At 71.6% G+C, this 23,464-nt stretch carries 20 protein-coding genes, 1 pseudogene and 1 riboswitch; of the genes and pseudogenes, 9 read left to right on the top strand and 12 right to left on the bottom strand.

Annotated elements, in window-relative coordinates; genetic code table 11:
* Positions 1-130: 130 nt before the first annotated feature.
* Positions 131-3,319 (top strand): AfsR/SARP family transcriptional regulator, encoded by a 3,189-nt coding sequence (locus HNR73_RS26975; RefSeq protein ID WP_239122186.1) that lies wholly within the window; start codon positions 131-133, stop codon positions 3,317-3,319.
* On the opposite strand, the gene HNR73_RS26970 is transcribed toward HNR73_RS26975, so the two are convergent.
* Complete coding sequence (locus HNR73_RS26970) at positions 3,307-4,179, bottom strand: helix-turn-helix transcriptional regulator (protein WP_184790446.1); 873 nt, start codon at positions 4,177-4,179, stop codon at positions 3,307-3,309. The two genes, HNR73_RS26975 and HNR73_RS26970, sit on opposite strands and share 13 nt — an antisense overlap.
* A 92-nt stretch (positions 4,180-4,271) precedes the next feature.
* On the opposite strand from HNR73_RS26970, the gene HNR73_RS26965 reads away from it, so the two are divergent.
* Positions 4,272-4,985, top strand: a complete 714-nt coding sequence (locus tag HNR73_RS26965; protein WP_184790445.1) for an SDR family NAD(P)-dependent oxidoreductase — start codon at positions 4,272-4,274, stop codon at positions 4,983-4,985.
* A 3-nt stretch (positions 4,986-4,988) separates the two neighbouring features.
* Here the strand turns inward: HNR73_RS26965 and HNR73_RS26960 are convergent, their stop codons facing one another.
* The 4 genes from HNR73_RS26960 to HNR73_RS26945 form a co-directional block, all read right to left on the bottom strand.
* Complete coding sequence (locus HNR73_RS26960; protein WP_184790444.1) at positions 4,989-5,474, bottom strand: hypothetical protein; 486 nt, start codon at positions 5,472-5,474, stop codon at positions 4,989-4,991.
* A gap of 129 nt (positions 5,475-5,603) precedes the next feature.
* Positions 5,604-7,178 (bottom strand): MFS transporter, encoded by a 1,575-nt coding sequence (locus tag HNR73_RS26955; RefSeq protein WP_203686394.1) that lies wholly within the window; start codon positions 7,176-7,178, stop codon positions 5,604-5,606.
* A 78-nt stretch (positions 7,179-7,256) separates the two neighbouring features.
* Entirely contained in the window at positions 7,257-7,607 is a 351-nt protein-coding gene (locus HNR73_RS26950) for a VOC family protein (RefSeq protein ID WP_184790443.1), read from the bottom strand.
* On the bottom strand, positions 7,607-8,965 hold the full coding sequence (locus tag HNR73_RS26945; protein ID WP_184790442.1) for a PrsW family intramembrane metalloprotease: 1,359 nt from the start codon (positions 8,963-8,965) through the stop codon (positions 7,607-7,609). The genes HNR73_RS26950 and HNR73_RS26945 overlap by 1 nt, the downstream gene beginning before the upstream one ends.
* A 33-nt stretch (positions 8,966-8,998) precedes the next feature.
* Positions 8,999-9,113, top strand: a riboswitch (SAM riboswitch).
* Positions 9,114-9,149: 36 nt separating this feature from the next.
* Between HNR73_RS26945 and HNR73_RS26940 the strand changes: the two are divergent.
* The 4 genes and pseudogenes from HNR73_RS26940 to HNR73_RS26925 form a co-directional block, all read left to right on the top strand.
* Positions 9,150-10,445: pseudogene (locus HNR73_RS26940) on the top strand (aminotransferase class V-fold PLP-dependent enzyme); the annotation flags it as partial.
* Positions 10,446-10,670: 225 nt separating this feature from the next.
* Entirely contained in the window at positions 10,671-12,011 is a 1,341-nt protein-coding gene (locus HNR73_RS26935; protein ID WP_184790440.1) for an integrin alpha, read from the top strand.
* 29 nt (positions 12,012-12,040) lie between these two features.
* Positions 12,041-13,405: an FG-GAP repeat protein gene (locus HNR73_RS26930; RefSeq protein ID WP_184790439.1), complete on the top strand. Its 1,365-nt coding sequence runs from the start codon at positions 12,041-12,043 to the stop codon at positions 13,403-13,405.
* A 5-nt stretch (positions 13,406-13,410) separates the two neighbouring features.
* Positions 13,411-14,799: an FG-GAP repeat protein gene (locus HNR73_RS26925; protein ID WP_184790438.1), complete on the top strand. Its 1,389-nt coding sequence runs from the start codon at positions 13,411-13,413 to the stop codon at positions 14,797-14,799.
* Positions 14,800-14,963: 164 nt separating this feature from the next.
* On the opposite strand, the gene HNR73_RS26920 is transcribed toward HNR73_RS26925, so the two are convergent.
* The 7 genes from HNR73_RS26920 to HNR73_RS26890 all read right to left on the bottom strand — a co-directional run bounded on the left by HNR73_RS26920 (position 14,964) and on the right by HNR73_RS26890 (position 21,029).
* Positions 14,964-15,893: a M23 family metallopeptidase gene (locus HNR73_RS26920; RefSeq protein WP_184790437.1), complete on the bottom strand. Its 930-nt coding sequence runs from the start codon at positions 15,891-15,893 to the stop codon at positions 14,964-14,966.
* A gap of 69 nt (positions 15,894-15,962) precedes the next feature.
* Positions 15,963-16,895: a M23 family metallopeptidase gene (locus HNR73_RS26915; RefSeq protein ID WP_184790436.1), complete on the bottom strand. Its 933-nt coding sequence runs from the start codon at positions 16,893-16,895 to the stop codon at positions 15,963-15,965.
* Positions 16,896-16,973: 78 nt separating this feature from the next.
* A complete protein-coding gene (locus HNR73_RS26910) occupies positions 16,974-17,591 on the bottom strand; it encodes a response regulator (RefSeq protein ID WP_184790435.1) in 618 nt (205 codons plus the stop codon).
* Complete coding sequence (locus tag HNR73_RS40920) at positions 17,588-18,721, bottom strand: sensor histidine kinase (RefSeq protein WP_184790434.1); 1,134 nt, start codon at positions 18,719-18,721, stop codon at positions 17,588-17,590. Before HNR73_RS40920 ends, HNR73_RS26910 begins: the two co-directional genes overlap by 4 nt.
* Positions 18,721-19,521, bottom strand: a complete 801-nt coding sequence (locus HNR73_RS26900) for an ABC transporter permease (RefSeq protein WP_239122187.1) — start codon at positions 19,519-19,521, stop codon at positions 18,721-18,723. The genes HNR73_RS40920 and HNR73_RS26900 overlap by 1 nt, the downstream gene beginning before the upstream one ends.
* The gene (locus tag HNR73_RS26895) at positions 19,518-20,366 is read right to left on the bottom strand and encodes an ABC transporter ATP-binding protein (protein WP_184790433.1); all 849 of its coding nucleotides are present in this window, start codon (positions 20,364-20,366) and stop codon (positions 19,518-19,520) included. The genes HNR73_RS26900 and HNR73_RS26895 overlap by 4 nt, the downstream gene beginning before the upstream one ends.
* A gap of 60 nt (positions 20,367-20,426) precedes the next feature.
* On the bottom strand, positions 20,427-21,029 hold the full coding sequence (locus tag HNR73_RS26890; protein ID WP_184790432.1) for a TetR/AcrR family transcriptional regulator: 603 nt from the start codon (positions 21,027-21,029) through the stop codon (positions 20,427-20,429).
* A gap of 140 nt (positions 21,030-21,169) precedes the next feature.
* On the opposite strand from HNR73_RS26890, the gene HNR73_RS26885 reads away from it, so the two are divergent.
* The 3 genes from HNR73_RS26885 to HNR73_RS26875 are packed head-to-tail and all read left to right on the top strand — an operon-like array spanning position 21,170 to position 23,052.
* Positions 21,170-21,706 carry a DUF4267 domain-containing protein gene (locus HNR73_RS26885; RefSeq protein WP_184790431.1) on the top strand — a complete coding sequence of 179 codons (537 nt, stop codon included), beginning with the start codon at positions 21,170-21,172 and terminating at the stop codon, positions 21,704-21,706.
* Positions 21,707-21,726: 20 nt separating this feature from the next.
* Positions 21,727-22,515 carry a GNAT family N-acetyltransferase gene (locus HNR73_RS26880; protein WP_184790430.1) on the top strand — a complete coding sequence of 263 codons (789 nt, stop codon included), beginning with the start codon at positions 21,727-21,729 and terminating at the stop codon, positions 22,513-22,515.
* A gap of 33 nt (positions 22,516-22,548) precedes the next feature.
* Positions 22,549-23,052 carry a DinB family protein gene (locus tag HNR73_RS26875; RefSeq protein WP_184790429.1) on the top strand — a complete coding sequence of 168 codons (504 nt, stop codon included), beginning with the start codon at positions 22,549-22,551 and terminating at the stop codon, positions 23,050-23,052.
* Positions 23,053-23,464 lie beyond the last annotated feature (412 nt).

The raw sequence follows: 23,464 nt of genomic DNA, 5'->3' as shown, positions 1-23,464 counted from the left end.
GTGGGGAAAGGGGGAGCCCTCCCCATGGGCGCGGCTCCCGGGCACGCCGACATCGTGCGAGAGCGGGTCGGGGGACAGCCGGGGAGGTAGCCCCCCTGCGCCCGCCGGGGCCCTGCGAAAGAATCGACCCGTGCGCATCACCCTGCTCGGACCCGTCCAGGCCACCGGCGCCGATGGCGAGCCCATCGGCATCGGCGGCCCCCGCTCGCGTGCGCTGCTCGCGCTGCTCGCGCTCAACGTCGGCCGTGTCGTCACCGCCGACCGGCTCATCGACGCCATGTACGGCGGCGACGGGAGCGCCAACGCCCTCCAGTCACAGGTCTCGCGTCTGCGCAAGGCCTTCGGCGACGCGGACCCGACCGGTCTCCTGCAGTTCCTGCCCGGCGGGTACCGGCTCGCCGTCGAGCCGTCCACCGTTGACGCGCACGTCTTCGCCGAACTCGCTCGCGGCGGAGCCCGCGCACTGTCCACACAGGACTACGCGGACGCCGCGGATCTGCTGCGGCGGGCCGAAGCACTGTGGCGCGGCCCGGCCCTCGCCGACCTCGACGCGCCTTTCGCCCGCGCGCTGGCGGTGCGCCTCGACGAGCAGCGCCTCTCCGCCACCGAGGACCGCGTCGAGGCCGAACTCCAGCTCGGCGGCGACCCGCGCGCGCTCGTCGCCGAACTGCGCGAGCTGACCTCCGCGCACCCCCTGCGGGAGCGCTTCGGCGGCCAGCTCATGCGCGCCCTCCACGCCGACGGGCAGCAGGCCGAGGCCCTCGCCGTCTTCGAGCGGACGCGCGAGACCCTCGCCGACCGCCTCGGCGCCGACCCCTCACCGGAGCTCGCGGCCGTGCACGTCGCGATCCTGCGCGGCGCCCCCAGCCCGGCGGCGGGGACCGAGACGCCGCCGACGTCGCGCCGCCCGCCCGCGCAACTGACCTCCTTCGTCGGCCGCGCGCGGGAGCTGGAGCGCATCACCAGGCTCCTCGAAACCTCGCGCCTGGTCACCCTCACCGGCCCCGGCGGCGCCGGGAAGACCCGCCTGGCCGTCGAGGCGAGCCAGTCGGCGGCCGACGTCTGCTTCGTCGAACTCGCCGGCCTCGAACCCGGCGAGGAGGTCTCGCACGCGGTCTTCGGCGCACTCGGCATGCGTGAGTCCGTCGCCGGCGGCTCGGCCGACTCGCTGTTCACCCGCATCGAGACCGCCCTGGCCGACCGTCCCGTCCTGCTCGTCCTGGACAACTGCGAGCACGTCGTCCACGGCGCCGCCCGCTTCACCGATCGCCTCCTGCGCTCCTGCCCGCGCCTGCGTGTCCTGGCCACCAGCCGCGAGGCGCTCGGCATCACCGGTGAGGCCCTCGCCCCCGTCGGACCGCTCCCCGGCCCGCCCGGCGGACTGTCCATTGAGGACACGGCGGCCTATCCGGCCGTCGCGCTGTTCACCGACCGCGCCAAGGCCGCCCGCCACGACTTCGCACTCACCCCCGGCAACATCGCCGACGTGGCCGCGATCTGCCACGCCCTCGACGGCCTCCCCCTCGCCATCGAACTGGCCGCCGCGCGACTGCGGTCGATCCCCGTCGCCGACGTCGCCGCGCACCTCGACGACCGCTTTCGCTTGCTGTCACGGGGAAGCCGGGCCGCCGAACCCCGCCACCAGACCCTGCACGCCGTCGTCTCCTGGAGCTGGGACCTGCTCGACCCCGCCGAACGCGACCTCGCCGTCCGTGTCTCGGTCTTCGCCGGCGGCTTCACCCTCGAATCCGCCGCACAGCTGAGCGGACTGTCCATCGTGGAATGCGTCGACCTGCTCGGCGACCTCGCCGACAAGTCCCTGCTCGACGTCGACGGCGACCGGTACCGCATGCTCACCACGATCCGGCACTTCTGCGCCGGGCGGCTGTCCGACCTGGACGGCGAACCGCAGGCCGCGCACGCCCGCCACTTCCACGCCCTGCTCGCCGAGGCCGAACCCCACCTGCGCGACGCCACCCAGCTCGACTGGATCGCCCGCCTCGCCACCGAACACGACAACCTGTACGCCGCCCTGCGCTGGGCCCGCGACCACGACCACGCCCTGGCGCTGAGCCTCGTCGCCTACCTCGTCCCGTACTGGTGGCTGCGCGGCCTGCGCGCCTCCGCGATCGCCCACGCCGAAGGTCTCCTCGCCCGCATCGACGCCGCCGCACCGGAAGGACTCGTCGAGGAGTACGTCCTCACCGTCCTCACCGCCGCCACCTACGAACCCGACGCGCCCCACCTCGCCGAGCACATGCGCACCGTCCACGAACTCGCCGGGACCTTCCACCCGCCCTTCCACCACGCCTACCTGATGATCCTGTGGGCCGTGTTCGCCGGACCGCCCGACGAGGAGGAGACCCCCGTCGAGAAGCTCGTCACCGATCTGACCGGGATGCCCACCCTCGATCCGTGGGTCCTCGCCGTCGCACACCTCGGGATCGCCTTCCAGTACTGGAATCTCGTCGGCGACGAGCGGCGCACCCGCGACGCCGCCACCGAATGCCTCCGCCGCTTCCGGGCCGTCGGCGACCGCTGGGGCATCGTCACCGCCCTGTCCCTCCTCGGCACCTGGCCCGACCGCGACGCCTCCCGCCACCTCACCGAAGGCATCGCCCTCGCCGAGGAACTCGGCTCGGCCGAAGACCAGGCCAACCTGTACTTCCTCCGCGGCCAGCGCCGTGTCGGCAACGACGACATCGACGGCGCCCGCGCCGACTTCCTCCGCACCGGCGAACTCGCCCGCCACGCCGGTGCCCGCGAACAGATCGCCCTCGCCGACCAGGGACTCGCCCAACTCGCCCTCCGCACCGGCGAACTCACCCGCGCCCGCAGCCTCGCCGAGACCGCGCTCGCCGAATGCCCGACCGGCTGGATGCAGACCAACCAGACCTACGCGCAGGTCAAGGGCCTGCTCGGCTGGATCGCCGAAGCCGAAGGGGATCTGGACGGTGCCGTGCGGTGGCACCGGGAGACCTACGCGCTCGCGCTGGAGCTGCGGCAGTACGGGCTGGCGGCCGCCGCGGTCGCCGGGCTGGCATCGGTCGCGCTGTGGAGCGGCGACGGGCCGCGAGCGGCGTGGCTGCTGGGCGCGGCCGAGGTCCTGCACGAGACGACCGTGGCGACCGAGCCCAACGCGGCTCCCGCGTCGGTGCGGATCCACCAGTCCCTGTCCGACGAGACGTGCGCGGCCGCCTACCACGAGGCGACGGGCCTGGACCGGGCGTCGGTGCTGGCCGCGCTGGAGGACGAGCGGGCCGCGGGGGCGGTGGGGGCACCCTGGGTGAGCGCGCCCCGGTCGATCTATTCGGGATAGGGCGGGCCGGCACCCACCCCCATCGCGATCCCCGAACGCCGCAACCTCTCCCCGACCAGCTCGGCCAGGTCGGCGAGCCGGCCGGCGTCGCGCGTCCCCGGCTCGGCCGTGTAGACGATGATCCGCAGGTCGCAGCCGACCGGGCTGAGCACGTCACAGTCGAGCCGCAACTCGCCGACCTCGGGGTGGTCGATCGTCTTCTTCGAGGGCTCGTCGATGCCGACGATGCCCGCCTCCCACAGTTCGGCGAAGCGCGGGCTGCCCGTCCGCAGCTCCGCGATGAGGCGTCGCAGGGACTCGTCGGCGGGGTAGCGGGTCGCGGCGGCGCGCAGGGCACCGACCTGGAGGGCCTCCAGCGCTTCGACCTCGCGCGGCGAATGCCGCACCCGGCCGGGCGGGCCGAGGAAGTGCCGCCACACGCCGTTGCGCTCCCGGCCGCGCTGCTCGCCCATGAGCGCGGTGTACATCGGGTTGGCCAGCAGCAGGTTCCAGACCGCGTCGGACACCGCGACGGGTGAGCCGACGAGCCGGTCGAGGAGCCGCTGCACGCTCGGCGTGACATAGGCGGGGACCGTGCCCCGGCCGGGCGGGACGAGACCGGCGGTGCGGAAGAGGTGCTCGCGCTCGGGATGGGACAGGCGCAGGGCCCGCGCGAGGGCCTCGACGACCTGACCGGAGGGCTTGTCGGCGCGGCCCTGTTCGAGGCGGGTGACGTAGTCGGCGGAGATGCCCGACAGCATCGCGAGCTCCTCGCGTCGCAGGCCCGCCGCGCGCCGGTGCCCGCCCGCCGAGAGGCCGACCGTCTCGGGGGTGAGCCGGTCGCGCCAGCGGCGCAGCGTGGTGCCGAACTCGGTGGTCATGCCCCCACTCTGCCGCATGGCTTCCTGGTACTCGCGGTCCCAGGAAAACCGGACGGCTGGCTGCGGTCCCGGCCACGGCGGAAGGTGAGGGCATGACGAACACACTGATCACGGGCGCGAACAAGGGACTGGGCCACGAGACCGCGCGGCGGCTCCTCGCCGAGGGCCACACGGTCTTCCTGGGCAGCCGCGACGCCGAGCGCGGCCGGGTGGCGGCGCTGGAGCTGGGGGCGCGGGCCGTCGCCCTCGATGTGACCGACGACGAGTCCGTCGCCGCCGCCGTGAAGACCATCGAGGCGGCGGGCGGGCTGGACGTGCTGGTCAACAACGCCGGCGTGCAGCACGAGATGGACGCGGCGGGCGCGGTCGTCGTCGGGGCCGCCGAACTGACCGCCGAGGTCATGCGGGAGACCTTCGAGGTCAACGTCTTCGGGCTCGTGCGGGTGACGCACGCGTTCCTGCCGCTGCTGCGACGGTCGGCGGCCGGGGTCGTGGTGAACGTGAGCAGCGGGCTGGGGTCGCTGAGCAAGGTCGCCGACCCTTCGACGCCGATGCACCGGTACCCGGGTGTGGCCTACCCGGCGTCGAAGAGCGCGGTGAACATGCTGACCGTGCAGTACGCCAAGGCGTTCCCCGAGCTGCGGGTCAACGCCGTCGAGCCGGGCTTCACGGCGACCGACCTGAACCGGCGGACGGGCGTCCAAACGGTGGAGGAGGGCGCGGAGATGATCGTGCGGATGGCACTCGTCACGGGCGACGGGGTGACGGGCGGGTACTTCGACCGGGGTGGGGAGATTCCCTGGTAGGGGTCAGACGCGGGTGAGCTCGGCGAGCTCGCACACGTCGGGATCGGCTTCGTGCGCCCACAACACGGGGTCGCCGGCGTCACCGGAGATGGTGAGGGACGTGACCTCCCCGGGGCCGGTCTCGGTGACGGGCCCGTAGGTGAGCGTCACCTCGTCGACCGGTCCCGACGTGGGGGTCTCCCAGGTCCCGAGGCCGCGCGGGACGGGGTGGAAGAAGTCCTCGCCGATGGCCGGGCCGCCGGTGGCGGTGAAGGTGGCGTCGGTGTTCAAGGTCAGCTCGACCGGGCCTTCGGCGTCTTGGTAGGCACCGGCGATCTGGGCGGTGGTGAGGCGTTCGCCGATGACGCTGTGGCCGCAGGGAGTGAACGCGAACCACCCGCACATCGCGCACACGGCGATGACGGGGAGAAGCGCGGCGCCCAAGGCGGGCTTCCGCCAGTGCCGCCGCGGATTCGGCGCGAGCGTGAGAGGTGGTTCGGGCGTGGGCATGGGCACTCCCTCGGGGGAGGGCGGGCGGTACGTGCGTCACCATCCTGCTCCCGCCGTCCCGCCACCGCACTGAGATCCTCCCGACACCACAACGAAAGCGGGGCCCGCAGGCCCCGCCCCCGCCCTCCACTACCGCGCCGAGACCGGAACCGGCGCCTCCACCTCCTCCTCTTCCTCCTCGACCGCGACGAACTTCCCGCGCAGTGTCACCAGTGCGATCACGGCGAACACCCCGACGATGACCGCGCTGGTGACCGTCGTGACGTGCGCGCCGTCGACGAACGCGACCTTCGCGGCGTGCCGGACGGCCTCGGCGAGTTCGGCGGGAAGCTGTTCGGCGACGGCGAAGGCGGTCCCGATCTGTTCCCTGATGGGCGTCACGGCCTCGGCGGGGACACCGGCGGGCACCTCGACGGTGTCGGCGTAGGCGGCGTTCATGATCGAGCCGAGGACGGCGATCCCGAGCGCCCCGCCCATCTCCGTCGCGGTCTCCACAATGGACACCGCCGCGCCGGAACGCTCCTTCGGCACCGACGACAGCACGATGTCGTTGGTGATCGCGAAGGCCAGGCCCATGCCGAGGCCGCCGACGACCATGGCGGGCAGCAGCGTCAGGTAGTTCGGCTCGACGTCGATGCGGGTGTACAGCACCAGACTCAGCGCCAGCAGTCCCAGACCGAGCGACACGGTCTTCCCACGGCCCCAGGCGGTCGCGATGCGGGCGGCGAAAGGCCCGGTGATCCCGGCGGCGAGCCCGCCGGGGATCCCGGCGATACCGGCGACCAGCGGCGTCCAGCCGAGCACGAGCTGGAGGTACTGGGCGATGATCAGCGAGAACGCGATCATCCCGAAGACGGTGACCACGTTGGTCGCGACCGCACCCGTGAAAGCCCTGTTGCGGAACAGTTTGAGGTCCATCAGCGGCTCCGGGAGCCGCGTCTGCCGCAGCACGAACCAGCTCATCGCGACCGCGCCGACGGCGAGGCCGACCAGCGCGTCGGTCGTCCCGATGCCGTCGTGCGCGGCTTCCTTGACACCGAAGATCAGGCCGATGATCCCGGCGACCGACAGTCCGACGCTGAGCAGGTCGATGCGGCCGGCGCGCGGGTTGCGCGACTCGGGGATCACGGCGAGCCCGGCGAGGAAGACGATGGCCATGACGGGCAGGTTGATCAGGAACACCGAGCCCCACCAGAAGTGCTCCAGCATCACGCCGCCGACGACCGGGCCGAGCGCGAAACCACTCGCCGACATCGCCGACCAGATGCCGATCGCGGTCGCGCGCTGCTTGCGGTCGGTGAAGACGTTGCGCAGGATCGCCGCCGCCGAGGGCATGATCGTCGCGCCCGCGACACCGAGCAGGGCCCGCGCGCCGATCAGCAGGTTCGGGTCGTCGGCGAAGGCCGTGACGGCCGAGGCGAGCCCGAAGGCGACCGAACCGGCGAGCAGGAGCTTCTTGCGGCCGATCCGGTCGCCGAGGTTGCCCATCGTGATGAGCAGGCCGCCGAGGGCGAAGCCGTAGACGTCGGCGATCCACAGCAGCTGGGTCGCGCTCGGTTCGACGTCTTCGACGAGCGAGGGGACGGCCAGGTGCAGGACGGTCAGGTCGATGGCGAGGAGGAGGGTCGCGAAGCAGAGGATGACGAGGGTGGCGTATCTGCGTCCGGGACTCATCGGTGCGGCATGCGAGGGGTTCGAGTTCATGCCGACACCGTCTCCGGGTCCGCTGACCGATCGCGCACGGTTCGCTGACGGCGGCGTCAGACTGCCGTCAGTGTGACCTCAGCCCGCGTGTCCCAGGACGTTGACGATCCGGCCGTTGGGGTCGCGCACGAAGAACCTGCGGACGCCCCACTCCTCGTCGGTCAGCGGGTACACGACCTCCGCGCCGCTGGCGACGACGCCGGCGTGGACCGCGTCGACGTCGGCGACCTCGACGCTCATGTCGGGGACGACCGGCGCGGCGGCGTCGCGTTCGGCGAAGGAGATCTGGGCCGTCGGGTTGTCCGGGGAGGCCAGCGTCATGACCCAGCCGTGGTTCATGACCTCCTCGAAGCCCAGGAGGCCGTAGAACTCCCGGTTCTCCGCGAAGTCGGCCGTGTGCACGTCGGGCACGACCCGACGGACGCTCATCAGCGGTACCCGTACGGAGGCGGGGGCGGCACGCCCGGCATTCCCGGTCCCATGGGCCCCATCGGCCCCACGGGCACCACCGGCACCGCGACCGGCACGACCGGCTGCGCCGGTGGCGTCACCGCACGCACGGTCCCGTCGGGCAGCGGCAGGTGGTACCTCGCCCCGTCCCAATGCACTCGCGGCACCGACGGGTCCCTGCCCGTGTACACCGCCCGGTGCGCACTCATCGCCTGCAACAACGCGTGCTCCTCCGCCTGGTAGTCGGCCTCGGCCCTGCCGCGCAGGAAGCCGTCGCGCAGCATCGCCAGCTGCGTGGCCGTGAACTGGAAGGCGCGCATCGCCGCCGCGCCCTGGTCCCCGACGATCTTGCGCGCCCAGTTCCGCGCCGACGCCCGCCGCCCGAAGGTCACCAGCGACGCCACTTCCGGCGCCGTCAGCCACCCCGCGCTGACGTAGGCGGGCAGGACGCGCCCGACGAGCCGCGCCTCCCAGGCCCGGATCCAGATCGCGCCGCCGACGGCCGTCAGGAAGATCGGCACCATCACCGACACGTACCCGACCGCCAGCACCCTCGCTCCGGAACTGGCGAGGAGGTTCCACGACCCGTGCAGGAGCATCGCGATCAGCAGCATCCCGAGCGGCGCGAGGATCCGCCGCGAGCGCTTCGCCGTCCGGGCCGCGATGCCGAGGCCGACGCCGGTCATCGTCGTGAACAGCGGGTGCGCGAAACCGGTCAGCAGGATCCGCACGACGAACAGCGCGACGACCGACAGGGCACCCGTCGCGGCCCCGCCCTCGCGTTCCCCGGAGACGTACACGCCGGAGATGTAGAGGATGTTCTCGGCCATCGCGAAACCGGTCGCGGACAGGCCACAGTAGACAATGCCGTCGACGATCCCGGAGAAGTGCTTGCGCCTGCGCCACAACAGCAGCAGCGGGCCGATCATCTTCGTGGTCTCCTCGATGACCGGGGCGACGATGATCGCGACCAGGTTCTGGGAGAGGCCCCACTCGTCGAAGAGGTGGCCCATTCCGGTGTTCACGCCCAACGACACCGCGGTGGCGACACAGGCCCCCCAACCGAAGCAGAACGCCAGGAACCGGGTCGGTTCGGGTTCATAGCGGTCGAGCCACATGAAACAGGCCACCAGGACCGGAACGGGGATGACCGCGGTGCCGATGCCGATGAGCAGCGGACCGAGGCCGACCTCCGTGCCGACTGCGAGCAGGATCACCAGCGCGCCCGCGGCGAGCAGCACGATAATGCCCGCCATCAGGCCGAACCGCCGCCAGCTGAACCTGGCGGGCGGCGGCGGGAGCGGGTGCGACATCTCACCGGGCGGGACAACCGACATGCCGACAGCCTAGCCGCGCTAGGGTGTCCAACAGGTCATGAGCGCCAGCGTCAAGCCCCGGCTCGCTGGCCGGCAACCCAACAACCGCGTGGGGTGCCCCGGGTGAGGACCAGGCACGTGCCGACGAGGGCACGGGCAAACGCGGGCCCCAAGACGGGTCCCGAGGACCTGCTTGGAGGCAGTCATGACGTCTACCGTCGTCCCGTCCAGCCAGTTCGCCACGCCTTCGCGCCCGATTCCCGTGGTCGAGGCGCCCGAGGTGCCCCTGGTGACCGGCGGCAGCGTCCGTTACGCGAACTTCGACCACGCCGCCTCCACGCCCTGTCTGCGCGCGGCGGCCGACGCCGTCGCGGAACTCCTCCCCCGCTACGCCAGCGTCCACCGGGGCGCGGGGTACCTGTCGGCGGAATGCACGCGCGCCTACGAGTCGGCGCGACGCACGATCGCGCGCTTCGTCAACGCCCGCCCCGACGACGCGATCGTCTTCACCCGCAACACCACCGACTCGCTCAACCTCCTCGCGCGGGCCCTGCCCGAAGACGCCACGGTCATCGCCTTCGACTCCGAGCACCACGCGAACCTGCTGCCCTGGAAGCGCCTGATCCGCCTCCCCGCGCCCGACTCGGCGTCCACGGCGGTCCGGTCGGTCGACGACGCGCTGAAGGTCGTCGCGAACGACGGGCCCGTGCTGGTCGCGGTCACCGGAGCGTCGAACGTGACCGGCGAACTCTTCCCCATCGCCGAGATCACCGTCCTCGCCCACCGCTACGGCGCCCGCGTCGCCCTCGACGCCGCCCAGCTGGTTCCACATCGGACGGTCGACGTGACCGCCCTCGGCGTCGACTACATCGCCTTCTCCGGGCACAAGCTCTACGCGCCCTTCGGCACCGGAGTCCTCATCGGACGGTCCGACTGGCTCGACGCCGCCCCGCCCTACCTCGCCGGTGGCGGCGCCTCGGCCCACGTCGGCGACGCCACCAACGACGTCCGCTGGCAGACCGGTGCCGCCCGCCACGAAGGCGGCAGCCCCAACGTCGTCGGGGCCGTCGCGCTCGCCGCCGTGTGCGAGACCCTGGAACAGGCCGACCGCGCCGCCCTCACCGCGTGGGAGGAGACGCTCCGCACGCGCCTCGCCGACGGCCTCGCCGCCGTCGCCGGTGTCCGCCAGCTGCACGTCTTCGGCGCCGACTCGCCGCGCGTCGGCACCGTCGCCTTCACCGTCGACGGCTACCCCGCCGACCTCGTCGCCGCCGTCCTGTCCGCCGAGCACGGCATCGGCGTCCGCGACGGCCTCTTCTGCGCCCACCCCCTCACCCGCCGCCTCCTCACCGAGGCCGGCGTCGCCCCGACCCACTCCGTCGGCGCCGGCTGCGGCACCGACGGACGGCCCCAGCGGGTCGCCACCGCCGTCCGCGCCAGCATCGGCCTCGGCACCGACATCGACGACGTCGACCGGCTCATCGCCGCCGTCGAACGCCTCGCCACCGAAGGCCCCCGCTGGAACTACAGCCTCGTCGACGGCCGCCCCGGCCCCGTGCCCGACCCGCGCGAGGCCGCCTGAAACAAAGCGGCCCGCGAACCGACGCACCGGGGAGCGGGCCGCTTTTCCCTCCCGATCTTCGGCCGAGCAGGGGAGGCCGACATCCGGGCGACGCGGATACAGTTACGCCGCTGTTCACTTTCACTGCCCGGAAGGTGCCCGAATTTGCGCTCGCCCGCGCGTGCCCTCGGCGTGTTCATCGCCGCAGCGGCCGTCATCACCGTCCCCGTCTCCTCCGCGACCGCCGGTGAACACCGGCCCGACGCGATCAACGACTTCGACTGCGACGGCGTCACCGACCTCGTCTTCAACAGCGCCTTCGAGAACGTCGGCACCGTAGCGGAAGCAGGCGCGATCACCGTCGAGTACAGCGCCACCCGCGCACAGGTCACCATCACCCAGGCCAGCCCCGGAGTGCCCGGCACACCGGAGAAGTGGGACATGTTCGGCTGGGTCCACGCCTCCTTCGACGACGACGGCGACGGCTGCGACGAACTCGTCGTCGGCTCCCCCGGCGAGAACGACGACGCCGGGATGGTCTTCGTCATCCCCGGTTCCCTCGACGGCCTGCGCACCACGGAAACCGTCGCGTACAACAAGAACTCGCCCGGCGTCCCCCGCACCGCCAGGGCCGGCGAGGACTTCGGCTGGACGTTGTCGGCGGGAACGACCTCGTCCGGCGCGTCCTACCTGGTCGTCGGCGCCCCGGGCGAAACCGTCCGCGGCCGCGTGGACGCCGGCGCGGTCTACCACCTGCTCAACGGCAGGTGGCGCGCCGTCGACCAGGACACGCCGGGCGTGCCCGGCGCGCCCGCCATCTTCGGAGGCTTCGGGTACTCCCTGGCCTCCGCCGACCGCCACTTCGTGGTGGGGGCCTTCCGCGACAACGAAGGCGGCACCGTCACCGTCTTCAGTCACACCATTGTGGACGGTTCACCCGACGCCCTCGCCCTCGTGGAACAGGACACCCCCGGCATCTCCGGGACCTCCGAGGCCGACGACCAGTTCGGCCGCTCGGTCGCCGTGATCTCCTACCGCCCCGGCGCTTCGGCGCCCGTCGGCGCACTCATCGCCGTCGGCGTCCCCGCGGAGACCCTCGACGGCCGGCAGACGGCCGGCATGGCCCACGTCATCGCGGTCACCCCGACCGGCAAGGTCACCGAGGTCGCCGACGTCCAGCAGAACACCGCCGGCGTCACCGGAACCGCCGAGACGAACGACGCCTTCGGCGGCGACGTCGCCCTCGGCATCCGCGACGGAGCCCCGATCGCGACCCCCGCGACCGCGATCCTCGCCGTCACCGCCTACGGCGAGATCACCGACGGCCAGCCCTACGGCGCCGTCCAGATCTTCGGCGACGTCCGCACACCCGGCGACGGGGACGTGTTCCTCAGCGACGCCGACGGCCCGTGGAGCAGCCTCGCGACCACGCCCACCGGCCTCCTGCGCGGGAACTGGGGGCAGTTCCTCGACACCGAACTGCCCTGGTCCGCGCTGCTCTCCTGAACACCGCCCACCTCGTAACCAGGGAATCCATGAGATACAAGGCATCCGCACTCGCCGCCGCCCTGGCCGCCGGCGCGCTGCTCCTTCCCGCCGCGCCCGCCGCGGCCGGGCAGTTCCACACCACGCCCGGTCCCGTCGACGACTTCGACTGCGACGGCATCGGCGATCTCGTGCACCCCTCCAGCGGCGACGCGCGAGGAGCCGGCTCGATCACCGTCTACCCCAGCTCGGGTGACGGGCAGACGATCACCCAGAACACGCCCGGTGTCCCCGGCAGCGCCGAGACCGGCGACCTCTTCGGTCAGCGCTATGCGAGCGCCGACTTCAACGGGGACGGCTGCGACGAACTGATCGTCAGCTCGCCCGGCGAGGACGACGAGGCCGGGATGGTCACCGTCATCAACGGTTCACCGAACGGGCTCGTACCGTCGCAATCGGTCGCCTACACCCAGAACAGCCCGGGCGTGCCCGGTGGCTCGGAGAGCCTCGACGCGTTCGGAGAGATGCTCGCAGCGGGCACCACAACCTCCGGCCAGGCGTACCTCCTCGTCGGCTCGCCCGGCGAGTCGGTCGGGTCGCGGCCGGGCGCCGGATCGGTCTACTACCTGCGGGGCGGCGTATGGCGCGCCTTCAACCAGGACACGCCCGGAGTCGCGGGCGCGGCGGAGAGCTGGGACCACTTCGGCGCCTCGATCGCCGCGTCCGACCGCCACTTCGTCGTCGGGGCCGCCCGCGAGACCCTGTCCGGGAACTCCGACGCCGGACAGGTGCACGTCTTCGATCACCGCATCGTCGGCGGGATCCCCGATCCGCTGGCGACGATCAGCCAGGACAGCAACGGAGTGTCCGGAACGGCCGAGGAGGACGACCACTTCGGCGCCGCGGTGTCGATCGTGTCGTTCCGGCCCTCGCCCTCGGCGGCGATCGGCGCGCTCGTCGCGGTCGGCTCACCCGGCGAGGCCATCGGCTCCGTCGAGGAGACCGGCATGGCACACCTCTTCGCGGTGACCCCCACCGGGAAGTTCAGCGAGGTCGCCGACGTCAACCAGGACACCGGCGGGGTCGCCGACTCGACCCAGGAAGGGGACGCGTTCGGCACCGAACTCGTCCTCGGCATCGAAGACGGCGGACCGACCGCGACCCCGTCGACGGCGATCCTCACGGTCTCGGCTCTCTGGGAGGACTACTCCGACGAGGACTGGGGTGGCGCGGTCCACGTGTTCACCGACGTGAAGAGCCCGGGTGACGGCGACCTGCTGTTCAAGGGCGAGGACGGTCCGCTGAGGGGCTCGACGTCCGTCGACACCCTCGCCGCCGACGCCGAGTACCTCCACCTCGGGAATTACGGCGCCTACTACTCGCAAGTCACCTGGACCGAACTCCTCGGAGGCTGAACCCCATGAAACGCAACGCATCCGCACTCGCCGTCGGCGTACTCGCCACCGGCGCCCTGCTCCTCCCCGCCGCGCCCGCCGCGGCCGGCCAGTTCCACGGCGTCGACGTCGTCGACGACTTCGACTGCGACGGCGTCCGCGACGAGGTCGTGCTGGGCGGCTTCTACGACGTCGGCTCCGCCGAACGCGCCGGAGTGATCCTCGTCCGCTCCGGCTCCGGAGACCGGCTGACGATCAGCCAGAACTCCCCCGGCGTACCGGGAACCGCCGAGACCGACGACGGCTTCGGCAGCAGCTACGCCGGCACCGACCTCGACGGCGACGGTTGCGACGAACTGATCGTCGGCGCACCGGGCGAGGACAAGGCCGCCGGGATGATCACGATCATCAAGGGTTCACCGGCGGGCCTGGTGCTCTCGCGGTCCACCGCCTTCACGCAGAACACGCCCGGCGTCCCGGGCACCTCCGAGCGCGACGACGACTTCGGCGCGGTGATCGTCGCGGGCGAGCTCGGCTCCGGGCAGCCCTACCTGCTCGTCGGCTCGCCCGGTGAGGCCGTCGGCTCCAAGGCCAACGCCGGTTCGGTGTACTACCTGCGCGGCGGCGTGTGGCGCGCCTTCAACCAGGACTCGCCCGGTGTCGCCGGGACGGCCGAGTCCTGGGATCGCTTCGGCGCGACGCTCGCCGCGAGCGACCGCCACATCGTCGTCGGAGCCCCGGGGGAGACGCTGTCCGGCCGCTTCGACGCCGGCCAGGTGCACGTCTTCGACCACAAGATCGCGCAGGGTGTCCCCCACCCGATCGCGTCGATCAGCCAGGACAGCGCGGGCGTGTCCGGGACCGCCGAATCGGGCGACGGCTTCGGTCTCGACGTGTCGGTGATCTCCTACCGGCCCTCGGCGAGCGCGCCGATCGGGGCGCTCGTCGCCGTCGGGAGCCCCGGCGAGGCGCTCGGCTCCGACTACGAGACCGGGATGGCCCACGTCCTCGCGGTAACGCCGACGGGGAAGGTCACCGAGGTCTCCGACATCAACCAGGACACCTCCGGGGTCGCCGACTCCACCCAGGCCTGGGACCGGTTCGGGACGTCGCTGGTGCTGGCGGTCAACGGATCCGACGTCACGGCGACTCCGTCGACGGCACTGCTGGTGGTCGGCGTGCCGATGGAGGAGCTGTCCGGTGATACGACGGGCGCCTTCCACCTGTTCCTGAACCTGAAGTCCCCCGGCGACCGTGACGTGTGGTTGCCCAACGCCACCGACGGCCTGTACGACGGGTACTGGAACCTCACCGCGACCACGACGAGCCTCATCACCGGCGAACAGGACGGGAGCCCGAGCCGGGAGTTCACGTGGACGGAACTGCTGGGCGGCGAACTCTCCTGGCCGCTTTGAGGCGCGGCCCCCTCCCCGCACACCAAGCGGCCCGCAGACCGACGCACCGGTCCGCGGGCCGCTGTCGTCGTCCGGACGGGAGGACCGGACGAACGTCTCAAGTGGACGATGTCGACGCCGCGACGGGCCCCCCGTGCCCGGCGGCCCGTCGCGGCGTCAGATCCCTATCCGCAATGTTCGGAGGGGCTGTTGTACGAGGCCGGGCCGGCGGTGCCGCCCCACTTCACGCACGACGGCGCGGACTTCTTGATCGGCCCGGCGTAGTAGGTGTAGCTGCCGGAGTCGGTGGACCGCGACTTGCCCTTCGGTTCCAGATACGCCTTGACGGCGGTCTTCGACCCGAGGCTGGTGGCCTTGAGGGTGACCACGCAGTTGTACTTGTTGGACGAGTTGTAGGCCAGGTAGACCGTGCCGTAGGTCTTCCCGCCGGACTTCAGCGCGGCGGAGTCGATGACCTTGTAGCCGCTGCCGCAGACCTGCGTGGCGGTGTAGGGGTTGCCCGACCCGGAGCACTTGTTGCTGCTCTTGTAGGTCTTGGTTCCCCAGTAGTACGCCTGCCCGCCGTCGAAGCGGACCTTCTGGGCGCTGCCGCCGCTGCGCTGCTCGTAGTGCAGGTGCGCGCCGGTCGAGCCGCCGGTGTTGCCGACGTAGCCGATGGTCTGACCCAGCGACACCGACTGCCCGACGCTCACCGACCACTTGCTCAGGTGCGCGTACAGCGTCTGGTATCCACCGGAGTGGTTGATCACGACGTACTTGCCGTAGCTGGTGTTCCCCTTGTCCTTGACGACCGACACCGTGCCGGCCGCGCTGGCCGCGACGGTGTCGCCCTCATCGTTGGTGCGGTTGAAGTCCACCGCGTTCTGAGGGCTGTGGTTGGTGCGCGTCTGGCCGGACCAGGACTGGCCGCAGGGGAACGGGACCTCGAAGTTCGGGGCCGCCGCCGTGCTCGCCGCGTCGGCGTCGTTCACCGGTGAGATCGGGCTCAGCGGGCTCAAGGCCAACGCGGTGACCGCGAGGGCCGAGCCGATGATGGCGAGCCGCAGGCCGCGTCGTCGAGGTCGGGGTGTGGTGGCTTTCTTCTTCTCGGACATCACTGACTTTCTGGAGGGGGAGGGGGATCGGGCCGGGTCCACTGTGGATGGGACCCGGCCCGGGGTGCATCAGCTGCAGTGCTCCAAGGGGCTGTTGTACGAGGCGCCGCCGGTGGCGCCACCCCACTTCACACAGCTCGGTGCGGCTTTGCGCACCGGACCCGCGTAGTAGCCGAAGTTGCCGGAGTCGGTGGCTCTCGTCGCCCCCTGTGGTTCCAGGTAGGCCGAGGTCGCCGTCGCCGTTCCCAGGCTGCGGTGCTTGAGTGTCACCACGCAGTTGTTGGTGCCGTTCCAGAGCAGGTACACGGTGCCCTGGCTGACGCCGCCGGCGCTCAGGCCGGCCTGGTCGATGACGTTGTAGCCGCTGCCGCACAGCTGCTGCGGGCTGTAGGGGTTACCGCCGCAGTCGTTGGTGCTGGTGTAGTTCTTCGTGCCCCAGTAGTAGCCGGCGGAACCGGCGAAGACCACCTTGTAGGCGCTTCCCCCGCTCCGCTGCTCGTAGTGGAGGTGCGGCCCGGTGGACCCGCCGGTCGTGCCGACCGAGCCGATCCTGGTGCCGTACTCGACGCGGTTGCCGACCGCGGTCGAGAAGGCCGAGAGGTGGGCGTAGAGGGAGGAGTAGCCGCCGCCGTGGTCGACGATGACGTACTTGCCGTAGCTGGTGCCGCCGAGGTCGCGCACGGTCGTGACGGTACCGGGGGCGCTGGCCACGACCGGGTCACCGTCGTCGTTGGTGCGGTTGAAGTCGATGGCGTTGGCGGGGCTGTGGTTGGTCCGCGTCTGGCCGGACCACACCTGGCCGCAGGGGAAGGGCAGTTTGTGGTTGGGCGCGGCCATCACGCCGACGTCCTGTGTGGACGCCGGGGTCTGGGGCTCGGCCGCTGCCGCGGACTGCGCGAAGGGAACGCTTAAGACGACACTGAACAGGGTCGCGGCGGCCAGTACGAACCGGCCTGCACCGCGGTGCCGGGATCTGCCTGCACGGGAGTCGTTGCCGTTCATGGGCGGGGGCCTCTCTCTTAGGTGACCTCCTGGGCGCTTACTGATGTGTCCTGGATAACGAGAGCCGATACAAAATCCCTACAACCGCAGGATTCCGCGACGTATCGCCGTGGTCACCGCGGCCGTCCGGTCGTCGACGCCGAGCTTGCCGTAGGTGCGCAGCAGGTGCGTCTTCACGGTGGCCTCGCTGATGTGCAGGCGGCGGCCGATGTCGGGGTTGCTCAGCCCGTCGGCGACGAGCCGGAGCACCTCGACCTCGCGTGGGGATAGCGTGTCGTTTCCGGGGCTGCGCACCGAGGCGACGAGCCGCGCGGCGACCGACGGCGCCAGTACCGTCTCACCCCTCGCGGCGAGCCGGATCGCGGTCACCAGGTCGATCCCGGGGCTGTCCTTGAGCAGGTAGCCGACGGCTCCGGCCTCGACGGCGCGGAGGATGTCGGCGTCGGTCTCGTAGGTGGTCAGCACGACGACGCGGCGTTTCGGTCCGGCGATGCGCCGGGTGGCCTCGACACCGCCGCAGCCGGGCATCCGCAGGTCCATGAGCACGACGTCGGGCCGCAGGGTCTCGGCGCGGGCGATCGCCTCCTCCCCGGATCCGGCCTCCCCCACCACCTCCAGCCCTTCGGTGCCGGTCAGGATGCCGGTGAGTCCGGCGCGGACGACGGGATGGTCGTCGACGATGAGCACGCGGATCACGCGGGCACCTCCACTCGTACGGTCGTGCCCGCTCCCGGGGCGCTGTCGAGGGTCATGGTTCCGCCTACTTCCGTGGCGCGGCCGCGCATCCCGGACAGGCCGAAGCCACCGGCGACCGCGGCGGGGTCGAAGCCGCGGCCGTCGTCGTGGACGGTGAGCGCCACGGTGTCATCCGAGTAGGACAGTCCGATGCGAACGGCCGCCGTTCCGGCATGCCTGCGAATGTTGGTCAGCGCCTCCTGGCACGAGCGCAGCAGGACGACCGCGACGGCGGGCGGCAGTTCCCTGGAGGCTCCGGTGACGGCGACGTCGGCGTCGTCGGCGAGGCGCCGGATGGCCTCCTCGACGGTGACGGCGGCCAGGGCGGCGGGCTGCATGGCGGTGACGATGGCGCGGGCCTCGGCGAGGTTGTCGCGGGCGGTGCGTTCGATGAGGTCGAGCTGTTCGTCCACTGTGGGTGATTCGAGTTCGATGGACCGGCGTACGGCCTGGACGAGCATGACGATGCTGCCGAAGCCCTGGGCGAGGGTGTCGTGGATGTCGGCGGCGACGCGCTGGCGTTCGGCGGCGGTTCCGGCCTCGTGGGAGAGCCGGGCGACCTCCTCGCGGCTGGCCTCCAGTTCGGCGATCATCTCGGCGCGGGCGATGCTCTGTTCGATCACGCGGCGAGACCAGCGGCCGAGCACGACCGACCAGACGCTGATGGCGGCGCTGAGCACGATCGCGTCGACGACGTCCTGCCCGGCGGCCACCGCCGCGCCGACGGTCGCCGTGTTCAAGGCAACCACGGCGAGGGCGCCGAAGAGGAAGTTCTCCATGAACAGCACCATCGAGCACAGCGCGAGCAGCAACAGGTTGGCGGCGCTCGTGGCCGTCGCGAGCCCGAAATAGAGGGCGACGAGACCGGCGACGAACACACCCTGCCGGACCGGGCCGTGGGTACGGCAGACAATGATCGGGCGGCCGACGAACACGTACCAGAGGGCGATCGCGGCGAGAAGCCCGAGCGCGCGGAACTTCTCGACGGGCGCGGTGGACGTGGCGACGGTGATGGCCGCCACCGCGACGGCCACCACCGAGTAGAAGACGTCCCACGACTGGTGCCGGCCGAGGAGGGCGTCGTGATCCATCAGCGGGTTCGTTCGTCGTTCCAGCGGAACGTGGTCAGGCACAGCACCAATCCTGCGACGGTCCACAGGCCGAGCACCAGGACCGTCCGGCCGGTTTCCCAGGTGCCGGCCGCTTCGTAGGCGGCCATGGAGTCGGGCAGCAGCGCCGAGCGGAAGCCCTGGGCCAGCCATTTCAGTGGGAACAGCGCGCCGATCTGCTCCATCACCGGCGGCAGGCCGGAAGGCACGATGTAGACGCCGGACACGAAGCCCAGCAGTGTGTAGGGAACGAGCGTGGCGACCGCAGCGGTCTTCGCCGAGCGCGACAGGCGGCTCGCGGCGATGCCGAGGAGGCTCCAGCAGGTCACGCCGAGCAGGAAGAACCCGGCCATGCGCCCCCATTGGACGATCGAGGTGGGGAGCCTGAGGTCGTAGAGGGCCGTCGCCAGGCCGAGCATCAAGACCAGTTCGGCGAGGCTGATCCAGAACACCTGGATGGTCTTGCCGACGAAGTAGGCCGCGACGGGCATCGGCGTGCCGCGCAGGCGTTTCAGGGTGCCGTCGTCGCGGTCGGTGGCGATGCGGCCGCCGAGGTTGACGAAGCTCGTCGACACCACCGCCGAGGCGGCGATGCTGGCGGCGAACACCTGACTGAGCCGCACGCCTTCACCGATCGGCTCGTCGTAGATGCCGCCGAGCATGAGCATCAACAGGGCCGGGAAGGAGAAGGTGAAGATCACCGCTCCCTTGTCGCGGAAGAACTCCAGCATTTCGAAGCGGCCGCGGGACAGACCGATCCGCAGGGTTCCGGGCAGGTTCACGACGTGGTCTCCTTCGATCCGATCATGGTCAGGTAGACGTCCTCAAGGGACGGCCGGGTGACGGAGAGGGCGGGGACCTCGCCGTCGTACTCCTTGGCGAGACGGGCGATCAGCGCCGTCGGGTGGGCGGTGCGCTCGCATCCGTCGCGCCAGGCGACGTCGGCCTCGTCACCGGCGGTGGCGCGCAGTTCGGCGGTGGTGCCGATGGCACGGACGCGGCCGTCGGCGATGACGGCGACCCGGTCGGCGAGCGCCTCGGCCTCGTCGAGGTAGTGGGTGGTGAGCAGGATCGTGGTGCCTTCGGCGGCGAGACCGCGGACGAGCTGCCAGAACTGCTGGCGCGCCTCGGGGTCGAAGCCGGTGGTCGGCTCGTCGAGGAAGAGCAGTTCGGGCCGGCCGATGATGCCGAGGGCGACGTCGACGCGTCGGCGCTGTCCGCCGGAGAGGCGGCCGATGCGCTGTTTTCGTTGCGCGGTCAGGCCGACGGCGGCGATGACGTCGTCGGTGTCGCGCGGATCGGGGTAGTACCCGGCGAAGTGGCGGACGGTCTCGGCGACGGTCATGTCGAGCAGGTCGGAGGCGTGCTGGGCGACGATGCCGATGCGGGCGCGCCAGGCGCGGCCGGCGCGGCCCGGGTCGGTGCCGAGGACCTCGACCTCGCCGCCGGTGCGCCGGCGGTGGCCTTCGAGGATTTCGACGGTGGTGGTCTTGCCCGCGCCGTTCGGGCCGAGGACGGCGAGGGTCTCTCCCTTGTGGACGTCGAGGTCGAGGCCGCGCAGAACTTCGGCGGGGCCGTAGTTCTTGGCGAGCCCGCGAACGCGGACGACGGTGGCTGTTTCGCTCATGAGACAAGCGTCCGATGTGGACGCCCGTCCCGGTGACGGCCGACGGGTGGGACTTCGGGGTCAGCCGGTCGGTGGACAGGGGCGGCCCGCGAGGGTGTCCATCAGCATCTTCATGCGCGCCCGGCGAGGCGGCGGGCGGAGGCGGCCACCGCGGTCGAGGACGACCTGACCGTGCATCGCGCTCCAGGCCATCTCGGTGAAGGTCTCGACGTCGCGGTCCGCGGCCAAGGGCGCGAAGGTATCGACGAGGGCCTTGAAGGTCTCGATGAGCTCCGGCGGGGATGCCGGGCCGCCGAACTCCAGTGCGGTGGGGAGCGTGAAGATCGCCTCGAAGAGGGCGGGGTTGGCGTCGGCGAAGTCCTGGTAGGCGTAGGCGACGGCGAGCATGGCGCCGGCCGGGTCGGTTTCGCCGCAGCGGGCCTCGCGCATGGCGCGGCCGAGTTCGGCGATGCCTTCGAGGGCGACGGCGGTGACGATCGCCTCCTTGTTGGCGAAGTGGCTGTAGAGGACGGGCTGGCTGTACTCGATCTGCCTGGCCAGCCGCCGCGTGGTGACGGCGTCCCAGCCTTCGGCCTCGGCCAGCGCGCGCGCCTCGGCCAGGATCCGCGCACGCCGTTCGGCGCGCTCGCGTTCTTTACGGTTCGCCGTCTCCTTTGTCACCATGACAGCGATCCTAGCATCGCAAGTTTTTCTAGCAGCGCTAGACATTCGAGCGCTCGGGGTGCTAACGTCGCTAGCAGATCTAGCGCCGCTAGATTTTCTGCCACTGCTCGACATGCCCCCTTGAAGCGAAAGGCACCACGATGTCTCGCACCGCCACCGTCCCCGCCGCCGCCGCTGCCGCCGCCGTCTTCTCGACGACCACCGACGCCGGCAAGACCCCCGCCGGGTCCGCCAAGGCCGACACGACCGGGACCGCCCGCAAACCCCGCCGCGGCCTGACCATCACCAGCCACATCCTCGCGGCGGCCGTCGGCCTCTTCATCACCTATGTCGGCGTCACCTTCTTCCTCATGCCGACCGACACCTTCACCGGTTTCGGCGTGCCGGCGTCGCAGGTGCCCGTCGGTGAGATGACCGCCTTGCTGAACGTCAAGGGCGGCCGCGACATCGGCCTGGGCCTCATCACCTTCATCCTGCTGGCCACCCGCCAGACCCGGGCCCTCGGCTGGACCCTGATCGCCATGTCCGTAATGCCCTTCATCGACATGACCATCGTCTTGTCCTACGAGGGCTCGACCGCCGCCGCACTCGGCATCCACGGCGCCACCGCGCTGTATGTTCTGGTCGTCGGCGTGTTCATCGCCTGGAACGAGCGCACCCGCAAGACGACCGGCTGACCCACCCCGAGGAGAACGCGATGCCCACGTCCTGGACCCGGCAGGTCGTCCTCAACACCGCCTCCGCGTGGACCTGGACGCCCTACGACGCCGAGACCCGCACCAGCGACCACGCCACCGTCGTCATCTCCGCCGGCACCGCCACCGTCAACCGCGCCGAAGGACTCCCCGCCGCCGACCTGGTCACCCACGTACGCGACCTGGTCGGCGGCGAAACCAAGATCATCTGGCCGACGCACGAGGCCACCGAACCCGCCGACCTGCCCGCCGCCCTCGAAGCGGCGGGCGCGACGGTCGCCGAGAACCTCGACGTCATCGCCTACGAACTCGCCTTCGGGCTCCCCGACCTCGCCGTCCCCGCCGACGTCGAGGTCGTCCGCGTCGACACCCCCGAAGTCCTCGCCGACGTCTACCCCGTCACCTCCGCCGTCTTCGACCAGCCTCCGCCCACCGCGATCTTCCGGGAGGCCGAGGCCGAGGAGCTGCGCGTACAGGTCGAGTCCGGCGACGAACGCAAGATCTACCGCTACCTCGCCTACGCCGACGGCGTCGCCATCGGCCACGCCGGGACGACCCTCGAAATGGAGGTCGCCAAACTCTGGGGCGGCTCCGTCCTTGAGGACTACCGGGGCCGCGGCGCCTACCGCGCCCTCCTGCAGGCCCGCCTCGTCGAGGCCCTCGCACGCGGCGGCGAGCTCGCCCTGGTCAAGGCCCGTGCCGGGACGTCGAGCCCGATCCTGCGCCGCGCCGGGTTCACCGCCTACGGGCACGAGGTGCACTACGCGCTGGCAGCGCCCGAACCGGCTTGACGTGCGAGGCCGCCGACCCGCAGGATGTCGGCGATGAAACGCACCGATGTCCCCGCTTCGTGGGATGAGAAGACGACGCTGACGACCTTCCTCGACTACGCGCGCGCCACCGTGCACGCCAAGTGCGAGGGCCTGTCCGACGAGAACGCGCGCAAGGCGCCGCTGCCCGGGTCGCCGCTGACGAACATCGCCAGCCTCGTCAACCACCTCCGATGGGTCGAGCACTGGTGGTTCGAGGTCATGTACCAGGGCGGCGAAGACGTCGCGCCCTGGACCGAGGAGGACCCCGACGGGGAGATGACGATCGGGCTGAGCCTCCCCCTCGCCGACATCCTCGCCGACTACGAGGCCACCTGCGAGCGCTACCGCGAGCTCATCGCCGACCGCGACCTCGACTCGCGGTGCGTGCGCGCGAACCGGGACGGCGAGCACCTGACGCTGCGGTGGGTCGTCGGGCACATGATCGAGGAGACGTCGCGGCACAACGGGCACCTCGACCTGCTGCGGGAGATGGCGGACGGGGTCACGGGAGTGTAGGCCCGGGCCCTCCGAGTCCGGTTCGAGTCGAGTCGGCTCCCCACTCCGCCAGGTCGTTCACACCTGGGGGAGCCATGGGAGGACCACCCGCCGACCGCCTGCCGCGTGATGAACGCGACCTTCATCGCGCGCTCCGCACCCGCCGTCGCCACACCCCTGCGCGGATACCGCCGTCCCCCAGGAGGCCCTGGCCGAAGCCTCCGGTGTCTCCGCCCGCACCATCCGCGAGATCGAGGCGGGCCGTGCCCGGCCCCAGACCGGCACCGCACCCCCGGTCGCCTCGTCCCCGCCGCCCCGTCGCTCCTTCCGCCCACCGAACTCCCCACCGCCCCCGCCCACTTCGCCGGCCGTGCCGAGATCCTCCGCGCCGTCACCGCGGCCGTCCGGGCCCGCACCGCCGTCGCCGTCCACG

The organism is Phytomonospora endophytica, from assembly GCF_014202425.1.
Classification (GTDB): domain Bacteria; phylum Actinomycetota; class Actinomycetes; order Mycobacteriales; family Micromonosporaceae; genus Phytomonospora; species Phytomonospora endophytica.
This window is presented reverse-complemented; position numbering and strand designations above follow the sequence as displayed.

Excerpts from the sequence above, each read along its gene's own strand:
- HNR73_RS26875 (WP_184790429.1), top strand. The coding sequence starts at position 22,549 with ATGAAACGCACCGATGTCCCCGCTTCGTGGGATGAGAAGACGACGCTG.
- HNR73_RS26945 (WP_184790442.1), bottom strand. The coding sequence starts at position 8,965 with ATGTCGGTTGTCCCGCCCGGTGAGATGTCGCACCCGCTCCCGCCGCCG.
- HNR73_RS26950 (WP_184790443.1), bottom strand. The coding sequence starts at position 7,607 with ATGAGCGTCCGTCGGGTCGTGCCCGACGTGCACACGGCCGACTTCGCG.
- HNR73_RS40920 (WP_184790434.1), bottom strand. The coding sequence starts at position 18,721 with ATGGATCACGACGCCCTCCTCGGCCGGCACCAGTCGTGGGACGTCTTC.
- HNR73_RS26890 (WP_184790432.1), bottom strand. The coding sequence starts at position 21,029 with ATGGTGACAAAGGAGACGGCGAACCGTAAAGAACGCGAGCGCGCCGAA.
- HNR73_RS26955 (WP_203686394.1), bottom strand. The coding sequence starts at position 7,178 with ATGAACTCGAACCCCTCGCATGCCGCACCGATGAGTCCCGGACGCAGA.
- HNR73_RS26915 (WP_184790436.1), bottom strand. The coding sequence starts at position 16,895 with ATGAACGGCAACGACTCCCGTGCAGGCAGATCCCGGCACCGCGGTGCA.
- HNR73_RS26970 (WP_184790446.1), bottom strand. The coding sequence starts at position 4,179 with ATGACCACCGAGTTCGGCACCACGCTGCGCCGCTGGCGCGACCGGCTC.
- HNR73_RS26930 (WP_184790439.1), top strand. The coding sequence starts at position 12,041 with ATGAGATACAAGGCATCCGCACTCGCCGCCGCCCTGGCCGCCGGCGCG.
- HNR73_RS26965 (WP_184790445.1), top strand. The coding sequence starts at position 4,272 with ATGACGAACACACTGATCACGGGCGCGAACAAGGGACTGGGCCACGAG.
- HNR73_RS26880 (WP_184790430.1), top strand. The coding sequence starts at position 21,727 with ATGCCCACGTCCTGGACCCGGCAGGTCGTCCTCAACACCGCCTCCGCG.
- HNR73_RS26920 (WP_184790437.1), bottom strand. The coding sequence starts at position 15,893 with ATGTCCGAGAAGAAGAAAGCCACCACACCCCGACCTCGACGACGCGGC.
- HNR73_RS26960 (WP_184790444.1), bottom strand. The coding sequence starts at position 5,474 with ATGCCCACGCCCGAACCACCTCTCACGCTCGCGCCGAATCCGCGGCGG.
- HNR73_RS26885 (WP_184790431.1), top strand. The coding sequence starts at position 21,170 with ATGTCTCGCACCGCCACCGTCCCCGCCGCCGCCGCTGCCGCCGCCGTC.
- HNR73_RS26895 (WP_184790433.1), bottom strand. The coding sequence starts at position 20,366 with ATGAGCGAAACAGCCACCGTCGTCCGCGTTCGCGGGCTCGCCAAGAAC.
- HNR73_RS26925 (WP_184790438.1), top strand. The coding sequence starts at position 13,411 with ATGAAACGCAACGCATCCGCACTCGCCGTCGGCGTACTCGCCACCGGC.